Genomic DNA, 17,885 nt, shown 5'->3' on the forward strand with positions numbered 1-17,885 from the left:
AGTCGAGGAATGACTCAGAAACCAAGAAAGGAATAGCCCACCCCGTCGAACCCCCAAACAAAATCTTTGGGCGTCGACAAATCAATAGCGCACACCACACAGCCCGAAAATAAAAGGACCGAGCAAGAAGGCGCCACAAGCCCACGTGCAAATTCGCCGCACACCCCGGGTTTGAACGGCAAGGCCGGAAAGTGCGCCGACCCGGATACGGCGCGTGTTCGATAGATTTACCTATCTCATCAGGTGCCAGGGCAAGGCCCCTGACCTCCACCACAACAAGGAGCCTGGACATGAATTCCCCAGTTTCCGTGGCACATCTGGTTGACGCCCTGAGGGCGAAACAGCTGGACGCCACCTTGACCAAGGACCGCCAGGTCGTCGTTATCCTGCCGAGCACCCTCGACCAGCTGATCCTGAGCCCCAGCCGGAGTGCTGGCACTCCCCGCCTCTTCTGGCAGCGCCGCACGTTCTTGGGGACCGCCACCCACGAGTGCGGACATCTGGAGTGGACGGCCGATCCCAGGCCACTCGTCGCCGCGGTTCTCGGCTACGCGCACTCGACCCAGCAGATCGCGCCTCAGTACGGGGCGGTGATTGACGCCCTGCGAGTGCGTGGACTCGACGCGGGGGTAGTGCCTGCCGACGGCGGCCGTCACCTGGTCTGCGTCTACCTCGCCGACGGCACTTATCTCCTCATCGGGTGTCCCGAGGCGCTGCCGCCGCGCCTGGCGCAGGTTACCGGCTGGCACGTGCGGCACGAGGGCCCCGAAGAACGCATCGCGGTCGTCTACCGCTCAGACGCGCGCGGCCAGGGGCTTGGAGCCACGATCGGCGGGCCGGACATCAACCTGATGGTCGAGCATGTCGTCCGCTACGTCAGGGAGACCGCAGCGCGCTATGGGGGTCATCACCCGCTGGCGGCGCCAACCCCGCACAAGCCGGAGCCCACGGCAGCCTCGTTGGCCTGGCTGGTCAGGGAACTGACCCAACTGCCCCGCATTCAGTACGAATTGAGCGAACCTGGCGGTGCGCTTCTCACGATCGCCGAGCGGGACGGCGCCAACGCCACAGCCGTCGAGGTTCCCGACCAGCTCGTTCGCCGGATGTACGCGCTCCTGCTGACAGAGCTCACCTCGATGCAGCGGTACGGCGGGTAACAACGGCCCGCCCCCTCGCGCCGGGCCCGGAGGGCAACCGGGCCCGGCGCCTCTCTCCACCACCTGACCGCTAGGAACGGATCTTGATCACTTTCTGTGACCTCTTCTGTGGCGCGGGCGGCGCCTCCACGGGCTTGGTGAACGCTGGGTGGAAACTCGTACTCGCCGCGAACCACTGGCAGACAGCGGTCGACACCCACCAAGCCAACCACCCTGACGCCGAGCATGTCTGTGCCGATCTCGACCACTACGACATGCGCAGGCTCCCGAGAACGGACGTGCTGTGGGCGAGCCCGATCTGCACGGAGATGTCCCCCGCCGGGGGCCGACGCCGTAACAAGAACAAACGCAAGCTCAGCGCGGAGCAGATGAGGAACTTGACTCCCGAGGAAGTGCGCCGACTGCAAGAGGAGTTGGAAGCGCTTCCCGACGCGGCGTTCGAGCGGACGCGGGCCACGGCGTATGACGTTCTCCGTGCTTGCGAGGTGCACCGGTACAAGGCGGTGCTGATCGAGAACGTGGTGGAGTTCGCAACCGACTGGATCTTGTTCGACCTGTGGCTCGCGATGATGGTTCGCCTCGGCTACAACTACCAGATCCTCTGTGTGAGTTCGGCGCACATCGGCGATGAGCGGGACAACCTGGCCGCGCCTCAGTGGAGGGACCGCCTCTACATAGTCTTCACCCAGGTGGGCATCCGCCTGCCGGACATCGCGCCCCGCCCGCTGGCCTGGTGCCAGGAGTGCGACGAGAGGGTCTATTCGCAGCAGACTTGGAGGTCCGGGCACACGGAGACCCGGATCGGTAAGTATCAGCAGCAGTACGACTACACGTGCCCGAACCACGACCACGACGTCGTGGTGGAGCCCTACACGCGACCGGCCTCTTCCATCATCAACTGGCGGGATATCGGCACTCGGATCGGCGATCGCAAGCGGCCCCTGGTTCCCGGAACGATGGCCAAGATTCAGAAGGGGCTGGACATGTTCCCGTCCGATCCGTGGCTGGTCACGCTCAATCACGGGGGACACGACGGCCGTCACTTCCGCCCGGACCAGGCCCCCTTCCCGGCGCGTACCGCCAAGATCGGTGAAGGTCTCGTCATCCCCCGCGATGCTCTCGACCACGCCAGCGTGAGGCCGGACCTCGCCGCACCCCCCTTCGTGATCACCTACCGCAATCATGGCGGCGCCGACACTGTCGACCGTCCCCTGACCGGCATCAATGCAAAGGGCAACCACCACGGGTTGGTGATCCCTTACCGCAAGGGATGCCTGCCCAAGACCACGGATGACCCATTGCACACCATGTCGACGCGCGACTCCGCCGGGCTGCTCGTGCCCGCCGCCGACATCCAGAACTGCCACTTCCGCATGATCAAATGGCGCGAGCAGATGTCGGCTCAGGGCTTCCCCGAGGACTACATCGTGACGGGCAGCAGCGACTCCGCCAAGACAATGCAGGCCGGAAACGCTGTCTCGCGCAATGTCGCCCAGTGGCTCGGCTACCAGGTCACAGCCGTCCTGTAGCCCCGCCCCCACCGGGCGCGGCCCTGCCGGTAGTTCACGACGCCAGCGGGGACTCCGCCGCACTGGGCCTTGCCGACGCACGGAACGCGCACCCTCGTGCGAGGTCTGGCCCGGCGCGTCCCCCGCTGGTCAGCATCGGGGCATCGTGTAGCCAGGTCGTGCGTCTCTGTGCTTGCCCGCACGGGCAGTCTCACTGCGGTGACCGAAGCAGGATGGGGGGCGACCCACTGTGAAATTTCACGCTGATAATGTATTTCCTGTCGGAATAGGGATCCCGGGGTCAGCATCCCCGCCCGCAACCGGCAAACCAACACCGACGAGAGGTGCCCCATGAACGACAGGAGCACGGACCCCACCACACACGCCACCGCCACGCCCGGCCAGTCGGAGGACGTCCGGAAGTGCATCCAGCAGATCGCCGACCGGGCCGCGCTGCTGTGGACCAACCCCGCCAGGCTGTACTTCCGCCTCGCCGCCGGACAGGAGTGCCAGATCACGGCCCCGGCTGCCCGCCGCGACCACCCGGCGCACTCTGGCACGCGCGTCACGCTCCGCACGCTGCTGGAGGGCCTGCTGGACCGGCACTTGGGCGCCGATGAGCTGACGTCTCTCGACGGGGGCTGGTACGAGCTGGATCTCACCGCTTCTCAGCCGCCGCTGGGTGGCGGCGCGGGGTAGCGGTTGCCGACGGGCTCGACAGCTGATGGGCGAAGTCGATTCCTTTGGCAGGCCGCGGACGAGCCTCCGTCCCGGCCAGGCATGCATACCAGCCGCCTGGGCCCGGACCAGCATCATCGGCCGGGCCCAGGCGCACGTAGAAGTGGCCGGTGGACACCCCGGAGGGCGCAGCATTCCACCGGCCACCAACACCAACCAGACAGGCCAGCGCCCACCAGGTCGAGCCCATATCGTACGGCTTCCAGACGGCGAAGTGTTCACCCGCCGTTGCCCAGGACCGAAGCAAGGGAACAGGAGAGACCCGTGATCCCCCGAGGCCGCCCCGTATACACGCTCGCCGACGTCATCCGACTCAGCGGCGTTCCTGAAGCGACATGGAAGCGACGTGACCGCGCCGCTTTCGAGAGGGCGGTGAAACAGCTCAACAAGGGCGGACGGTACCCGATCTACGACGCCGCCCAGACCGATGCCTACCTAGTAGGCAAACCGGTACCAGCACTCCCCGGCGGCGAACACCCCGACGACCTACTGGACGCCGACGAGGCCGCCCCCATCGTGGGCGTGGAGCCGGACACCGTCTCCCAGTACGGCTACAGCGGCATCCTCACCGGCGCCCGGATGGACGGGCGTGTTTACCGGTGGCCCCGCAAGGTCCTCCAGGCGCGCCGAGACCAGCCGGATCAGCGCCACCGGCAGAAGGGCGCCCGAAGCAGGCAGCCTAGCCCCCTGCGCGACACGGCACGGCCGGCGGAGGTGAGCGCGTGGCTCACCTCGGCGGCCGAGGGCGCACGCGGACCGGTGACAACCGCTGAAATCCGGGAGCACTTCGAGGTGACCGAACGCACGGCTCAGCGCATCCTCGCCCGCGCCCGCGAGCACATCGCGCAGTAGCGGCAGCCGCTCTTAGCACCCGCGAAAGCACATCAGCAAGTAAGCCGATTACCCCAGAATGAACGCTCAGTATAGTAATGTATATCTTGTCGCTGGACTCCGGGGTCAGCATCCCCTCCCGCGACCGGCGCACCAACACCAGCCGAAGGAGAGAACGTCATGCACCAGAACCGCCAGACCGGCCCGGCACCCCGCGAAGTGACCACCGAATCCGGGTCGGTTTCGTACAAGCTGCCGGAGACCCACGTGATGAACAAGGTCTTCAACCGGGTGCTCACGGCCACCGAGCGCGCCGCCGGGGTCGGGCCTGCCGTCAGCGCTCAAGCGGCGCGTGCAGCGATGCTGGGGATCGCCGCCGCCGTCCGAGACATCCTCGCGGACTTCGACCGCCAAGCGCCGTTCGACGCCGTGGCCTTGGAACTGCGTCTCCATCACATCCCCGGCGTCGTCACCGCGCCCGGTGCCTACTGGACAGCCGCGGGTGAGCGGCGGTGCATCGACGACCCTGGGGCGAACTACCAGCTCAAAGAGTGGACGGACGGTATCAACGGCGGGAACCGCGAGGGATGGGAACCGCTGTGCACTCGCATCAGTGACAGGTCCGACGCACTCACCACCGTCTACCGGATGGACCTGGCGGCCGCCGCTGAATTCCCACAGCCCGACTCTCTCCCCGACCCGCTGTTCTCGGCGGCAGAGGTCGCCGTGCAGCTCCCCCGGGGGTTCATGAGCGCCTACGAGGACGAGTTCGCAGAGATCCATCAGGACAGCGACAGTGCGGCGGATAAGCAGGTGTGGGAGCTGCTGATGCGGCGGCCCTCCCGCCACCGGGTCGCTACCCCCCGATACCTGCTGGGCCACCTCGCTGATACGGCCCAGACGCTGGATTTCCTGACCGAACACGCGGAGATTCACCACAGCACCAGGCGAGCTCGCCTACGCGGCTGCGCCGTGTTGCTGGATACTCTCGCCGCCGATTACGGAATTCGCCCGTGGCCCCGCATGGGGCACGGCGTCCGACCGCTCGATGACATTCCCCACTGCGAGGAGTGCGCCTCACTCGTCGGCTACCACCCGCCGGTCGGGGCCGCTGCGCCCTGAGCCGACGCCCCGGCGTCATCGGACAGCGGAGCGACAGGGCTCCTGGGTTTCCAGCCCAGGAGCCCTGTTCGTGCATGCAGTGACCGGTCACCGTCGCCACCTGGAAGACGAGTCCCGAGCCGTCGACACAGGGGCGTGTGAAGGTACCTGACGCGCCGTCTGGGCCTTCGGTCCGGTCGAGGGGATCATCAGCCCCCGAGCGCGCCGAGCAGCCGTGCACCAGCCGCACCTTCCTTCAGACGCATCCGAATGGCTGCCCGCGAGCGGTGTGGACCATTCACCATGAACGGTCAAGCTAGTAATATATATCTTGTCGGGAGAAGTCTCCGGGGTCAGCATCCCCACCCACAACCGACACTCAACGCCAACCCTTCCAGGAGCTAGTCATCATGACCGCGAACCCCACCAGTGGGGCCTACCCCACCCCACGCGAGTTCCAGGAACGCCGGACTGGCCTTTGGCTTACGCATCGCCACTCAGGCCAGGAAGTCCGCCCCGGCGACACCATCCACGGTCCGCGCATGCAGAAGCTGACATTCATCAAGTTCGAGGTCACTGAGACCGGCAACGTTTACGTCCATACCCAGCACCCAGAACGCGGCATCGTGGAACTTGCCCCGAGCGACGTGCTGCGGACCGCTTGGCACGAGCCCTACGACACCGGCACCATCGCCCTAGTGATCGAAGCAGCAGCGAACCACCTTGAGACCTACGGATGGCGCTGCACCGCCTACCGGTACGGCTGGAACAGCGCGCAGCAGCAGAAGGAAAGCACGCTTCCCCGCGAGCAGCGTTCCTGCCACATGGACGAGGCCCTGAGCATCGTCGTCCACGGCGGCTCCATCGAGATGTGGGACAGGTGGGATCACTCCGGAATGGCACTCATCGATGGCACCGCACGCGTCATGGAGGACTATCTCCAGTGCCAGCTTGAGGAATACGAGGACAAGTCCAGCCGCACCGCCGAGGACGTCATCAGCTTCATGCGCACCGTCGCCGGATGGATTCGCGCGGGCTGGCTGCCCTTCCCGAACGAGTACTTCGCGAACTGACCTCACCTCGTTCGCGTCGGCTCCCGCAACATGGCGCCTGCGAGCGGCCCCCAGCAGCAGCCGCGGCGAACGGTACGGCGTGGCGTCCGCGACAGGAACCACCACCGCAGCCCGATGCTTCGGCCTGGAGAGGGTGCGCGCCCTGATCGCCACCTACCAGCAGCACCCACCCGGGCGGCGGGACAGGGATCCCCGCCCTGCCGCCCGGGCCACACACCGATACATCTCGACACTTGGAAAGGTGACCATGGCCATCACCGAAGAGCTATTCACGGTGGAGGGCAGTGCCCACGGCCCCTATGCCGCGATCCCGGTACCTGACAGCTGGGGCCCGTACGACCCGATCAGCGTCACCCGTGACATCGCCGAGCGGATCGTTCACGACCTGATGACGTGCGACGCAGGATGCGACCTCACCGCTGCGTGGGAGGGCTCTAACCTCGTCTTCACCCGGGACGACGAGAGAAGCGAGATCATCAGGCCCCAGCCCGATGGTCGGTACCGGATCGGCGGCCTTTGGCCCTGGGCGCCATGGGAGACCGCAAGGCAGAAGGCGGTGCAGGCGCTGACTGAGTGGGGGATCACCGCTCACGACGACGAGGACGCAGGGAGGTCATGGTTGATCATCGGCTGGGACCAGAGCGCCGCGCGCTTCCCGCACATGCTGGCGGAGCCCTACATGGTGCTCTATCTCTACAACGACGCCGACGACGATCTCACCATCACCCGGCCGCCCGTCCAGGGCGACCGCTGGCACGTGGTTGCCGGTGACGGCACGGGCGTCGAGAGGACGTTAACGACGTATCAGGCTGGTCATCTCGACGAGTGCGTTACAGCCATCGCCGAGTGGGTCACCGATCCTCTGCCCACGGCTGGTGCCCCGATGCCCACCGCCGGCGCGGTTCTGCTCGCGGCGCTCACTCAGCGCGGCATCACGGTGCACACCGACTGGGTGGGCATGAGCTACGCGGTTCCGTTGGACTCCGCCACCCCCGCGCCAACGGTGCGCGACCGCCCGCATCTGTCGGTGGCCGACCGCAACTGTTCCATCGATCACGCTGCGGCCGACCACACCGGATGGACCGTGTTTCTGCATGGCGAGTCCGGCAATCCCATCGGGGATCCGCTCTACATCGCCGGTGACGGTGCGCCGATCAACTGCGCCGCCGACTCCACGATGACCGCCGAGTTCATCGCTAACCTGCTCAACCGGGCCGGATAGCTGAACGGCCCCAGTCCAGGCCAGCCCCGGGGCAGGAGGGACGGGAATTCCCACCCACCCCGGGGCCCGCTGAAGAACCTCAACCCCAGGCACAAAACATAGCCAAAACCGATCCCATCGCCTTCGATGTCGCGATCCCGCTGAACAGGGTTGCTGACCAGTTGGCTGAGCTGCTCACGCCCAGCACGGTGGCGACCCTCGGCACCGGCTCCGGTGCACAGGGGGCCCTGTCCGAGATCGAGACACTCAACGAGGAATAGGGATGGATCCCGTCCGACGTCTGGTACGACATCCAGCGGAGGCTTGAGGCCTTTGCCCGAGCCATGGGCGCACGCTGCATACCACTACGGCCTACGACTCCGATCAAACTCATCCCCCTTACCTCCCTTCAGCCACAGTCGGATAACCGTCCGCCAACGGTGCGGATCACGCACGAATGAACGCTCAATCTAGTAATATATATCTTGTCGGGAGAAGCCTCGGGGGTCAGCATCCCCACCCACAACCGACACCCAACACCAACCCCTCCAGGAGCCAGCCGTCATGGCAACAAGCCCCACCAGCAGGATCTACCCCACACCACGCGAATTCCAGGAACGTCGAACAGGCCTCTGGCTCACACACGCCCCCTCCGGCCGGACAGTCCACCCGGGTGACACCATCCACTACGGTCCCGAGCGGGAGACGGTGACGTTCATAGCGCTGCACTCCACCGGTACCGGAGCGCTCCGCGTCCGTGCACAGCGTGCGGAGCATGACGGCATCGTGGAGCAGCATCCGAACGATTTCCGGGTGTGGTGGCACGAGCAGTACGAGGTCGACACCGTCGCTCTGGTGATCGAAGCAGCAGCCGCACACCTCCAGACATACGGATGGCGGAGCTGGGCGTGCGAGCACGACCCGAGGAAGCGAAGCGCGAATACGGCTCTTCCTCCGCAGCAGCGCGCCTGTCACATAGAGGAGGCGCTGAACGTCGTCGTCCACGGAACCCCTGATGCCCTCAACGGCCACTCCGGTTCGACGCTCCTCGAAAGCACTCAGCAAGTGCTGGAGAACTATCTGAGCTGCCCGCTCGGCGAGTACGAGGACGAGTTCGACCGGACCGCCGACGACGTCATCACCTCCATGCAGGGCATTGCCGGACTGCTTCGCGTGGGATGCGTCCTCACAGCGCTCTAGTCAAAAGGACGACGGCTGCCGCTTCTGACGGACCCCGTCCCCACCAACGAAGACTCCCGGCGCGCAGCAGGGCAAGCCGCGCACCGGGCTCTCCATCACCGAAAGGACATCTGCATGGACACCACGAAGCAGGCCAAGGAGCGAGCCAATCAGGCTGGCGCCGTTGTGGAGCGTTACCTGGAAGAGTTCCTCGCCACCGGAGAGCAGGACCCGGCCGTCCGAGGCCTCATCGCCGCCCGCTGGTACGGCGAACGTACGCGCGAGGTGCCGGGGGCCCAGCTGATCGGCCCCGACGCCGACGAGTACATCGCCGGGCAGGTCATCGCTGAGCTGTTCGGGGACATCCTCCACTTCGGCGAGCACTGGAAGCTCGGCCACACAGAGCTGTTCGGGCGGACCTGGGAGCTGCGCGGTGGCTTCGAGCGCTTCGAGCCGAGCGTCGCGGCTCTCACCGACGCGAGCGAGGACTCGGCATACGAAGTGCTCTCCCGGCTTCTTGCCGACCTCCTGCTGTGTGCGGAGCGGCTCGACCTGGGCAGCCAGGAGCTTGTCAACGAGGGGCACTCGCGCTTCATCAACGGCACCGGCGAAGAGTGACCAGTTTCTTCCTGGAACCACCCTGGCGCGCGGCAGGGCAAGCCGCGCGCCAGGGCTCCACCACTCCACTGACGTACAGGAGGACCGATGGACATGTACGCGCCACCCGTGACCCGTCAAGCGGGGAACAGACCGTCCCGCCCCACCAGCTTCGGCCGCAGGGCGGCACAAGCGATCGCCATCACCTGCGGACTGGCTCTGACCAGGGCTCGGCGACGCCCGGAGCACGCGCCGACGATGTGCGAGGACTCCGATATCGAGGCCCTCGCCGTCGGCATCGGCGTTCTGCGCCCGGCCGTTTCATCCAGCAGCACGGTGGTACGGCAGACCAGGATGCGGGCCCATCGATGACGGCCACCACGCAGATGGCGCTCTTCGCCGAGGAGCCCGCTATGACAGCTGATGTGCCGATGGACCTCGTCCGCAACGCCGACGCCATCCTGCTGAACACCAGCGGAGGCAAGGACAGCCAGGCGATGATCTCGTATGTGGCCGGGCTCGCCGCCGAGGCCGGGGTACTGGACCGCATCGTGGCGCTCCATTGCGACTTAGGCCGCGTGGAGTGGAGTGGCACGCGGCAACTCGCCGAACTGCATGCCCTGCACTACGGGCTGGACTTCGAGGTGCGCAGCCGGAACGAGAAAGGCGATCTGCTGGACCAGGTGGCCGAACGCCAGATGTGGCCCAGTGCAGATGTTCGGTATTGCACGGCGTATCACAAGCGAGAGCTGGCCCGTCAGCTCATCCGCAGTTGGGACGCGCTGTATGCGCTGTCTTGGAGGCGAGGAATCGTTCTGGACTGCCTCGGGATCCGTGCTGCCGAGTCGTCCAAGAGAGCCAAGAAGCTCCCGCTCACACAGGACACCGCGTTGACGACCCGCGGGCGGTCGGTCTTCACCTGGCTACCGATCCACTCGTGGTCCGACGAGCAGGTCTGGCAGCAGATAGCCGACTCCGGACTGCCGTACAGCCCAGTCTACGACGCGGGCATGCGCCGCCTGAGCTGTAGTTTCTGCGTACTGGCCAGTGAGGAAGATCTGGTGTGCGCGGCACGACTGCGCCCTCGGATGGCCGACGAGTACGCCGCGCTGGAGGCCAGGATCGGGCACTCTTTCAAGGCCGACCTCACGATGGCCGATGTTGTCGCGCAGGCCCGGACTCTTGGACGGATCACGCGGTACACCCGTGGTGAGGCTATGCGAGACCACCTGGGCAACGAGGTGGCCGACGCCTACCTGCGCAAGATCGCCGCCTGACCCCAGACGGAGGCTGTTCGTTACGGGAGCGACGAAGTACGCGCGACGAACAGCGACCGCGCGAATGAAAGATGGGGTCGGCGGTACGAACCGCGGTTCGTACCAGCCCCACCGGAGTGTGCTGGCTTGGGCAAACCGCCGACCCCTTTTTCTCCACCACCTACCAGGAAAAGACCTCGGTCCCTCTCAGCAGGGGCGCCCGCCATTATACGGCCCGCGATGCGACAGGATGAGCACAATGACCACGACGAGAGAGCAGTTCGAGCAGCGGCTCGCCGCACTGAGCGACGCCTGGATCACGCGCAGGCAGTTGCGGGAGTTGGCGGGAGTCGTGGAGAAGACCGTCCGGAACTGGCTGGACGAAGAGCCGCTTGACCCGTCCCAGACTCGCACGGGCGAGCGCAACACCCAGCTCATCGAGCGGGAAGCCGCCGCGTCCCTGGTCCGGAAGAGGCTGTTCGAGCCCAAGGAAGGCACGACCGATCTGCGGGCTGGTCCGCGCCTGCCTGATGAGCCTCAGCGGTTGAGTCACGCCCCCGGCGAGCTGTGGGGGTGGGCCGACATCGCTCGGCGTCGAGGCGTGACGCCCGGGGCGATCAGCAATCTAGCGAAGTCGTACGAGGACCACCCTGTCAAGCCGTTCCCCCGAGCCGTCGGACGCAAGCGTGACGCAGCTGCCGTAGCCGAGTGGTTTCACTGGTACGACACGGAGCGTCCCGGGTATGCAGCACGCCGCGAGGAGGGACGTGTCCCGGAAGTCGTCGAACACCTGGAGGCGGCACTAGCCGGGCAGGAAGACCTCACGACGGAGACGCTCGCCGCTCAGCTGGGAGTCGCCGTCGGCGTGGCACGCACGTACCTCACTCAGGCGGCTGAGCAGGTGATGGACGAACACCAGCTCATCCCCCGCAGCGCCATCGCCAGGCTCCTCGCGCAGGCCGGCCACACCGGGACGGCCGAGCAGCGGCGCGAGCGGGTCAGGACCCTGCTCAACCGGAAGAACGCACCGCAGAAGTACATCACTGTCGGCGGCACCGACTACTACAAGAAGGCCGACATCGACCGGCTCCTCTCACCGCCGGGATGACCGGAATCCGGGGCTCGGTGTTTCACCCCGGGGAGGGCCCGCGGCGCCCGCGCCACGGATGGTTCACCGTTCCAGGTAGGCGGACAGGATGAGTTCAGACTCCGGGGAGAGAGTAGCGACGCGGACCTGGTCGCCGTCGCCGTAGGTCAGGGTTCCCGGCACGTCGCCTACAGCCGGGTGGCAGTCGCCACGGGTCAGCGTGGCAAGCACCGTGGTGCGTAAGCCCTCGCGGAACGCGAGCGACACCCCGAGAGGGACCGCAAGGTCGACATTGGGGTCCGCAAGCGCGGCCTTGACGAGAGCACGTGTCTCCTGCTCTGTCATCAGCTTCGGTACTCCGGCCATAGAGTCAGTATCGCAGCCAAGATGAGCCGGATGAGGCCGATCGACATCACGCGGAGGATGGGGGCGATCCATCCAGCAGGTACGCCCCAGCCGGATTGAGGGCGGCCATCTTGAGCAAGCGCCAATGACGTGACCGGATGGAGCAAGTGGGTGGTTGGTGCGCGTGGCCGGGTACGGGTGGTGTCCCTCCCGGCTGTCGATTGTGGGAGACCGCGGCGGACTGCGCGCAAGGTCGGCCGGCCACTTTTTCTCCGCTCCTTCGTCACGGAGAAAAAACCGACCGTCCTCCCCTGCACTCCGTCCGGCGGCCCCCCAAAATCTCTCTTCGCCGGGAGGGGCCGGGGGCCGATCTCCACGGCAACGCACCGCACCAAGCTCAGCCCGCCACCCGACCACAGCCCCGTCGCGGGGTACGGAACCGCACCCCGGGCCCTGGCACAGCCGCCGTCCCAACGCGAATCCACACAGGACAAAACCCGACATCCTGGTTGACCAGCCGGCTCCCAATCGATAGATTTACCTATACAGACAGAGGCCCGGAACACCCATTAAGCGATAGTTTTACCCATCTAACGAGGGGCTTGAATGCGAACCCCTCCCTCACCTCGAGAGAGCCCCATGAACCAGCCGGCCACACGACAGATCCAGCCCGGCAGTCCGCTGCCCGGCACGGAGTTGGCGGTCCAGCCGCTACCGCAGTGGTACGACGGTCCGCCGCGCGAGCGCATCGTCGTCCGTGAGGCAAGGATGCACGCGCGCTACACGCAGACTATCCACAAGGACGACAAGGGCACCCCTGTAAGGGAATCCGCCGGGTACGGCAAACCCAACCTCACCGGCGACGAGGTACGCAGCTTCGTCGGCGGATCGCTCAGATTCTGGCTGTCCAGCCAAGCAGCCATCACGGCCGACGGAACGATCATCTACCGTGCGTCGAGGCGGCATTCGGCTATCACGTTCACGCCGGTCCTCGACTCCGGAGTCATCATCACGGATCCAGAGCGGTACATCACAGCCGACGCATACCGCGTCACCGGGCACGGGCGCACCCCGCAGGCATGGTCGCAGGCAGCCGTCCGTGAGGCGGTTACACAGGCCACACGCCCCGGCCCAATCGACTGGCCGGACGGCTGGGCCCTGCTCATGCCGGACGAGACCATACGGTTCGCCGCAGGCGGCTTCCCCTGGATGGCAGCAACCGAGTACACCGCCGAGCCTGTCATCGCACCGGAGGAGTGGGGGCCGCGCTGTAGAGAGTGCAAGTGGCACGAATCAGAGCACGACCCCAACCGCTCATGGGGCAACCGCTGCCGGAAGTTCCAGCCGCAGAGGGATTGACCTTTCAACAATCGATAGATTTACCTCGCTTTTCCGGGGCAGGGCAAGGCCCCGTTTCCTTCACCGCCTAGGAGGTACTGATGGCAGCCGACAGCGCGCCGCCCACACACCCGATCAGCGATCCGGCAGAGGCCACCGCCGTCGCCTACTCCGTCGAGATGACAGGCCCCGTCCTGACCGGCGGACCTCGCCCGATGTGGTCGCGCGCACGGCTCCGGGCGATGCTGAACGTCGTCGCACAGCAGGGCGGAGCCGTAGCCAAGCAGGAGGAGAACATCTCCTTCACCTACGGCGACTCCAGCAAGACCGTCGTGACGGCCCGACCGGCTCGCGCCCGCATGGCGGAGTGTCTCCACTGCGGCCAGTGGGAGCGCGAGCACCGCGACCCCGACAACGTTTCGGCATGTAAGGACTTCGCCCCTGAGCCGAAGCCGGGCACCGCCGAGAATCCGCGCTGCACTCGGTGCAGCCAGCCCAAGACGCACCACAGCCGCCAGTTCACCGTGGCGTGCGAGGCATTCACCCTCGGCGATCCCAACGACGAGTAGCACACGCTCCCGCCCGGGGCCCGGGCCGACCAGTCAGGGCACCGGGCACCTCCCGCCCGTTGATTCCTCCTCCCGGTCGTGGCACGACCACGGCCGGGTGCAGGGCACAGCGTGCCGGTTCAGCCGCGTAATGCAACGCCCAGGCCAAGGGGGCAGGGCAAGCCCCCTCTTCTCCGCCATCGACTGAGGAGACTTCGTGCGCAATTTCAATGACCCGACTGACATGACGCCGTACCTGGTGGACGGCGCATACCCCGATCCGTTCGTCACAGCGGGCCGGTACCTCCATGCGCGGGAGGCCGAGTGGCGTCAGGCCCACCGCGAGATGGGCGAGGCGTGCGTGTTCTACGGAGCGGAGATGCTACGTAACGCGTGGCCGACGGCGCATCGCGTCATCTTCGACCGCACCGAGAACGACGCACATCCGCTGAAGCCGATGACGTTCCTGCGAATCGAGGACATGAGCGGTACCACGCTCGCCACTCGCATGGACCTCCCGGCGGACGAGGAGAGCGACGTCCACGGCGTCGTGATCGCTCTGCACTACCTCCTCCGCGCTGAGGGTGAGATCAATACGGCTGGCGGGGTGGGCTTGCATCGGCCGTGGTTCATCGAGTCGACCTACAGCTTCGAGTACGACGCGAGGCCGCCGTACACCTGCACCGTCACCCTGCCGCCCGCCGTGCGTCCGGCGGGCGACCGAACCGCACTGCTGCCGAATGCGGCAATGCTGCGGGGCACCGAGGCACACGCCTACGGACGCGAACGGAACAAGCCTGCCGCACCCGGGTCGCTGCCGCCTGTCCCTGCTGCCTTCGCCCCTGGCGACGTATTGCGGATTCGCGAGACCACGGACGTCTGCCACCAGGACTCAGCCCCGTACGAGCAGGGCGAGTTCTACGTCCGGATCAATAACGAGGCGTGGCAACGCCACGGTGGCCACTTCGACGGAACCTGCACCAGCAGCGACTACATCATCCGCGAGTACCTGAACGACGGGCCCGAACGCAGTGCCCGGTTGGGACAGTTCGAGCCTGCGTATGTGGCTCCGGACGCCATCCTGCCGGGCGAGATCCTCACGCACGCGCCCGTTCTCTCCCCCGCCACATTGTGGCTTCCCTACACCGCGACCAACGACGTGGCCCGCCTGACGCTGGTGCGCCACCACGTCGAACAGCACGCAGGCCCCGCGGCGGCTTCCTCCGTGGCGTACGCCATCGACGGCGCCGCCCTCAACTCGATACTCGATGATCTCGTCGGCAACTCGAAATCGGGCCCCCCGGAGTTGTCCCGACGCCCGGAGTCCGGCGCCCTCTACATCCGACGCAGGACCCGTTGGGGAAAGACTACGGTCGTCTACGTCCCGGCCCAGGACTGATCCCTTCCTCTCGTGCCGGGGCAGTCAGAGCCCCGGCACGGGAGCCCACCGCCATCAGCAGCTCTCGCACACGAAAATAACTCGCCTCACGCCCGAGTTCACCATGACCTGGCCGATGCAGGTTGCCGCCAACGACTACCGTGCCGCCGCCTGTATGGCTCAGCGGATTCACCGTGATCCCAGCTTGGAAGCAACCATGTCCGACGTACGGAGGGGAGTTATGGGTGAAGCGCCTCAACGACTCCGCCGGGTGCGCCAGATCGACACGTACCTGCGGCAAGCCCCTTCCTGGGCTCCCCTTGACCTCTTAAGGGGCAACGTGGACGTCCACAGGCCATCACCGGCAGGCGAGTCTGTGGGTGACAAGGCCCGGTAACAGCTACGGTGCGTGCCGTCCTTCTCCGCCGTGTCCCACGTACCAACGTGGCGCGGCGGTGCCGCACGTGTCGGCGAAGCCAACGCCTTTGTGCTCAGCGGGTGATCAGGCTCGGCAGGAAGCGGAGGCGCCAGCATGCGGCTGCCGGAACACTGGCACTTGCGCAACAGAGGTCAAGCGACGTGGACGGTTAGCCTGGCCAACGGGGACGGTCGGCCCTTGGGTGTGGTGCGGACGTCGTCCCAGTCGATCGCGGGATGTTCAGCGAGCAACTCCAGGTCACCTAGGCGGAAGAGGGGGACCCTCGGAACGGCGCGTCGGCGCTGGTAGCCGCTACGGACCCACAGGGCGGGCTCAAGCCACTTGGCGGTAATGAGATGCTGCAAGTCCGAGTGTCGGATGCCCAAGTGTGCGACGGCCTCTGCCCGGTTGAGAAGGCGGCCGTTGCGCTTCGCCTTCTCAAGTGCTTCCCGGTCGTCGAAGCGTTCCAAAGCCTCGCCATCGTAGAGGGCACTGCCCTTGAAGTCGCCGACGGATGTGATCAGCCCTAAGCGGCTCAGTTCGATCATCACGTTCGGCGTTCGGGTCGACCGTCGTGGTGAACCGCTTCTCCAGGATGGCCGCGGCCCGGGTCGCTCCCATGTCAGGCAGTGAGCCGGTGCTGCTGCGAATCTCCTCGACGCGAGCCAGGGCGTCCTCGACGATGGCAGCGGACCAGCGCCGGCCGTCGACATCCGCGCGCGGGATGAGTCCCTTGGCCAGGGCACGTTCGAAGCGCCACAGTTCGAAGCCCAGCCGGTCGGGAAACTGCTGCGGGCCATAGTCCTTGAGCTTGTTCCGGTCGCTCTGTCCGGTACTGGTCATCCAGGTCTCCAATCGTGATGTTGTCTCGTGCTTTGGCGTCCTACTGCTGTGCCGAAGGCAGCCCGCGCAACAGTACTCGGCAATAGGGTTCAGCGTATTGCCACATCCTTTTGCGGGGGCCTGGAAAGTCTCTACAGCTAGGTTTGGTTGGGGTCATTTGAGGGGCTCACTCCGCAGCCAATGCTCTTGGGTAGGGAACCCCTACCTCGCGAGAAACTGGTGGGTCAGCGATGCTTGATCACTCCGATGCAGAGCGTCCAGGCTGGTGTCCGGCAAGGTAGTGTCGGCTGATGGTTGATGTCGAAATTCCTCCTGTGGGAAGGAGTGCCCATGACGCAGCACGCCCTGTCAGAAACACCCATCGAGGAGCTGAACCCCGGCTGGATCGGTATGCCGATTGAAGTGGACGACCTTCAAGGCGTCGCCGTCGGTTTCCGCCTGGCGCGCTACGAGAGAACCATGGTGGACAACACGCGCACGTGGATTCTGTACAGCGATGGCTCTCCGTGGCGCACAGAGGTGAGAGCCGGGGCGAAGGTACGGTGGGTGGGGACCGTCCCCGCACCCGGACAGTTCGTGAGCCCTCAGCCTGCGCCCCCGCACTCTGCGGTAACAGCCCTCCCGCAGCAAGCCCAGCTTTCCCCGCAGTCCTGGGTGACGCCGACGCCAGGCGGCAACTACTAAACGCCCCCGACGGCCCCCGCTCCGCACTCGGTAACAGCGGAGCAGGGGCTGTCTGTTCGTTCACGCCGAGGATCCTTCAGGCATCGTGCCCCCGTGCGCGGGGGCTATCGCAACCGCGTGGTCAGCCGGCTCAGGGCGCGCCGGCTCTGTCACCGCTGGCCCCCTCTGACGTTTGTCGGCTGCCCTGGCCTGACGCACCTCCGCCTCTGGAAGGCCCAGGCGGTCGGCCACGTCACGGACTCCCGTGTTCGCCAGCATCGTCGCTACGATCTCTGATGCCCGATCGCGAAGTTTCAGAACCTGCTGTCCCGCTTCCGCGCGCACTCGCGCCGTGAACTTCTCGATCTTCTCCTGGGCACTGGACTCGATCTCTTCGATCTCCCCTTGGGCCTCGTACCAGCCGGTCGCGAGGTCCTCCAATCGCTGCTCGCGCTCCCGGCGATCAGCCGTCCGTGCACGGGCCCGTTGTCGTGCTTCCACCGCCCGAGCCGACTGTCGCTTTGCCATCGCCTTCTCCTCTCTGATCGGTGTCTGCCGGGCCATTGTGGCCGATGATTCTCGCTTCTGAGTGGGATACTGCCCGCCTTTTGATGAGCAGACATT

19 protein-coding genes are annotated in these 17,885 nt (G+C 66.1%); 16 read left to right on the forward strand and 3 right to left on the reverse strand.

Annotated elements, in window-relative coordinates; translation table 11 throughout:
• The first annotated feature begins 290 nt into the window (after positions 1-290).
• The 12 genes from ACT2CW_RS17840 to ACT2CW_RS17895 all read left to right on the forward strand — a co-directional run bounded on the left by ACT2CW_RS17840 (position 291) and on the right by ACT2CW_RS17895 (position 11,749).
• Positions 291-1,157 (forward strand): hypothetical protein, encoded by an 867-nt coding sequence (locus tag ACT2CW_RS17840; RefSeq protein ID WP_445517271.1) that lies wholly within the window; start codon positions 291-293, stop codon positions 1,155-1,157.
• An 83-nt stretch (positions 1,158-1,240) separates the two neighbouring features.
• Positions 1,241-2,686: a DNA cytosine methyltransferase gene (locus ACT2CW_RS17845; RefSeq protein WP_445517272.1), complete on the forward strand. Its 1,446-nt coding sequence runs from the start codon at positions 1,241-1,243 to the stop codon at positions 2,684-2,686.
• Positions 2,687-3,016: 330 nt separating this feature from the next.
• A complete protein-coding gene (locus ACT2CW_RS17850) occupies positions 3,017-3,364 on the forward strand; it encodes a hypothetical protein (protein WP_445517273.1) in 348 nt (115 codons plus the stop codon).
• Positions 3,365-3,775: 411 nt separating this feature from the next.
• Entirely contained in the window at positions 3,776-4,255 is a 480-nt protein-coding gene (locus ACT2CW_RS17855) for a hypothetical protein (protein WP_445517274.1), read from the forward strand.
• 159 nt (positions 4,256-4,414) lie between these two features.
• On the forward strand, positions 4,415-5,356 hold the full coding sequence (locus ACT2CW_RS17860; protein WP_445517275.1) for a hypothetical protein: 942 nt from the start codon (positions 4,415-4,417) through the stop codon (positions 5,354-5,356).
• 389 nt (positions 5,357-5,745) lie between these two features.
• Positions 5,746-6,408, forward strand: coding sequence for a DUF6197 family protein (locus ACT2CW_RS17865; protein WP_445517276.1), 663 nt, complete (start codon positions 5,746-5,748; stop codon positions 6,406-6,408).
• Positions 6,409-6,649: 241 nt separating this feature from the next.
• Positions 6,650-7,630 (forward strand): hypothetical protein, encoded by a 981-nt coding sequence (locus ACT2CW_RS17870; RefSeq protein ID WP_445517277.1) that lies wholly within the window; start codon positions 6,650-6,652, stop codon positions 7,628-7,630.
• Positions 7,631-8,173: 543 nt separating this feature from the next.
• The gene (locus ACT2CW_RS17875; protein WP_445517278.1) at positions 8,174-8,809 is read left to right on the forward strand and encodes a DUF6197 family protein; all 636 of its coding nucleotides are present in this window, start codon (positions 8,174-8,176) and stop codon (positions 8,807-8,809) included.
• A gap of 114 nt (positions 8,810-8,923) precedes the next feature.
• The gene (locus ACT2CW_RS17880) at positions 8,924-9,406 is read left to right on the forward strand and encodes a hypothetical protein (RefSeq protein ID WP_445517279.1); all 483 of its coding nucleotides are present in this window, start codon (positions 8,924-8,926) and stop codon (positions 9,404-9,406) included.
• A gap of 87 nt (positions 9,407-9,493) precedes the next feature.
• Positions 9,494-9,757 carry a hypothetical protein gene (locus ACT2CW_RS17885; RefSeq protein ID WP_445517280.1) on the forward strand — a complete coding sequence of 88 codons (264 nt, stop codon included), beginning with the start codon at positions 9,494-9,496 and terminating at the stop codon, positions 9,755-9,757.
• Positions 9,754-10,662, forward strand: a complete 909-nt coding sequence (locus ACT2CW_RS17890) for a phosphoadenosine phosphosulfate reductase domain-containing protein (protein ID WP_445517281.1) — start codon at positions 9,754-9,756, stop codon at positions 10,660-10,662. The genes ACT2CW_RS17885 and ACT2CW_RS17890 overlap by 4 nt, the downstream gene beginning before the upstream one ends.
• 238 nt (positions 10,663-10,900) lie before the next feature.
• Complete coding sequence (locus tag ACT2CW_RS17895) at positions 10,901-11,749, forward strand: hypothetical protein (RefSeq protein WP_445517282.1); 849 nt, start codon at positions 10,901-10,903, stop codon at positions 11,747-11,749.
• Positions 11,750-11,812: 63 nt separating this feature from the next.
• On the opposite strand, the gene ACT2CW_RS17900 is transcribed toward ACT2CW_RS17895, so the two are convergent.
• Positions 11,813-12,094: a hypothetical protein gene (locus ACT2CW_RS17900; RefSeq protein ID WP_445517283.1), complete on the reverse strand. Its 282-nt coding sequence runs from the start codon at positions 12,092-12,094 to the stop codon at positions 11,813-11,815.
• Positions 12,095-12,712: 618 nt separating this feature from the next.
• Here ACT2CW_RS17900 and ACT2CW_RS17905 point away from each other — a divergent pair.
• The 3 genes from ACT2CW_RS17905 to ACT2CW_RS17915 all read left to right on the forward strand — a co-directional run bounded on the left by ACT2CW_RS17905 (position 12,713) and on the right by ACT2CW_RS17915 (position 15,358).
• Positions 12,713-13,432: a hypothetical protein gene (locus ACT2CW_RS17905; RefSeq protein ID WP_445517284.1), complete on the forward strand. Its 720-nt coding sequence runs from the start codon at positions 12,713-12,715 to the stop codon at positions 13,430-13,432.
• 80 nt (positions 13,433-13,512) lie between these two features.
• Positions 13,513-13,980, forward strand: coding sequence for a hypothetical protein (locus tag ACT2CW_RS17910; RefSeq protein ID WP_445517285.1), 468 nt, complete (start codon positions 13,513-13,515; stop codon positions 13,978-13,980).
• Positions 13,981-14,176: 196 nt separating this feature from the next.
• The gene (locus ACT2CW_RS17915; RefSeq protein WP_445517286.1) at positions 14,177-15,358 is read left to right on the forward strand and encodes a hypothetical protein; all 1,182 of its coding nucleotides are present in this window, start codon (positions 14,177-14,179) and stop codon (positions 15,356-15,358) included.
• Positions 15,359-16,193: 835 nt separating this feature from the next.
• Here ACT2CW_RS17915 and ACT2CW_RS17920 read toward each other — a convergent pair.
• Positions 16,194-16,598: a hypothetical protein gene (locus ACT2CW_RS17920; RefSeq protein ID WP_445517287.1), complete on the reverse strand. Its 405-nt coding sequence runs from the start codon at positions 16,596-16,598 to the stop codon at positions 16,194-16,196.
• Between the two features lie 330 nt (positions 16,599-16,928).
• On the opposite strand from ACT2CW_RS17920, the gene ACT2CW_RS17925 reads away from it, so the two are divergent.
• Positions 16,929-17,282 carry a hypothetical protein gene (locus ACT2CW_RS17925; RefSeq protein WP_445517288.1) on the forward strand — a complete coding sequence of 118 codons (354 nt, stop codon included), beginning with the start codon at positions 16,929-16,931 and terminating at the stop codon, positions 17,280-17,282.
• 60 nt (positions 17,283-17,342) lie between these two features.
• On the opposite strand, the gene ACT2CW_RS17930 is transcribed toward ACT2CW_RS17925, so the two are convergent.
• Positions 17,343-17,825: a hypothetical protein gene (locus ACT2CW_RS17930; RefSeq protein ID WP_445517289.1), complete on the reverse strand. Its 483-nt coding sequence runs from the start codon at positions 17,823-17,825 to the stop codon at positions 17,343-17,345.
• Positions 17,826-17,885: the final 60 nt, after the last annotated feature.

The organism is Streptomyces sp. NEAU-174, assembly GCF_052665095.1.

Bases quoted from the DNA above. Each gene is read 5' to 3' on its own strand.
- ACT2CW_RS17840 (WP_445517271.1), top strand. From the start codon at position 291: ATGAATTCCCCAGTTTCCGTGGCACATCTGGTTGACGCCCTGAGGGCG.
- ACT2CW_RS17850 (WP_445517273.1), top strand. From the start codon at position 3,017: ATGAACGACAGGAGCACGGACCCCACCACACACGCCACCGCCACGCCC.
- ACT2CW_RS17860 (WP_445517275.1), top strand. From the start codon at position 4,415: ATGCACCAGAACCGCCAGACCGGCCCGGCACCCCGCGAAGTGACCACC.
- ACT2CW_RS17865 (WP_445517276.1), top strand. From the start codon at position 5,746: ATGACCGCGAACCCCACCAGTGGGGCCTACCCCACCCCACGCGAGTTC.
- ACT2CW_RS17875 (WP_445517278.1), top strand. From the start codon at position 8,174: ATGGCAACAAGCCCCACCAGCAGGATCTACCCCACACCACGCGAATTC.
- ACT2CW_RS17880 (WP_445517279.1), top strand. From the start codon at position 8,924: ATGGACACCACGAAGCAGGCCAAGGAGCGAGCCAATCAGGCTGGCGCC.
- ACT2CW_RS17885 (WP_445517280.1), top strand. From the start codon at position 9,494: ATGGACATGTACGCGCCACCCGTGACCCGTCAAGCGGGGAACAGACCG.
- ACT2CW_RS17890 (WP_445517281.1), top strand. From the start codon at position 9,754: ATGACGGCCACCACGCAGATGGCGCTCTTCGCCGAGGAGCCCGCTATG.
- ACT2CW_RS17895 (WP_445517282.1), top strand. From the start codon at position 10,901: ATGACCACGACGAGAGAGCAGTTCGAGCAGCGGCTCGCCGCACTGAGC.
- ACT2CW_RS17900 (WP_445517283.1), bottom strand. From the start codon at position 12,094: ATGGCCGGAGTACCGAAGCTGATGACAGAGCAGGAGACACGTGCTCTC.
- ACT2CW_RS17905 (WP_445517284.1), top strand. From the start codon at position 12,713: ATGAACCAGCCGGCCACACGACAGATCCAGCCCGGCAGTCCGCTGCCC.
- ACT2CW_RS17910 (WP_445517285.1), top strand. From the start codon at position 13,513: ATGGCAGCCGACAGCGCGCCGCCCACACACCCGATCAGCGATCCGGCA.
- ACT2CW_RS17920 (WP_445517287.1), bottom strand. From the start codon at position 16,598: ATGACCAGTACCGGACAGAGCGACCGGAACAAGCTCAAGGACTATGGC.
- ACT2CW_RS17925 (WP_445517288.1), top strand. From the start codon at position 16,929: ATGACGCAGCACGCCCTGTCAGAAACACCCATCGAGGAGCTGAACCCC.
- ACT2CW_RS17930 (WP_445517289.1), bottom strand. From the start codon at position 17,825: ATGGCCCGGCAGACACCGATCAGAGAGGAGAAGGCGATGGCAAAGCGA.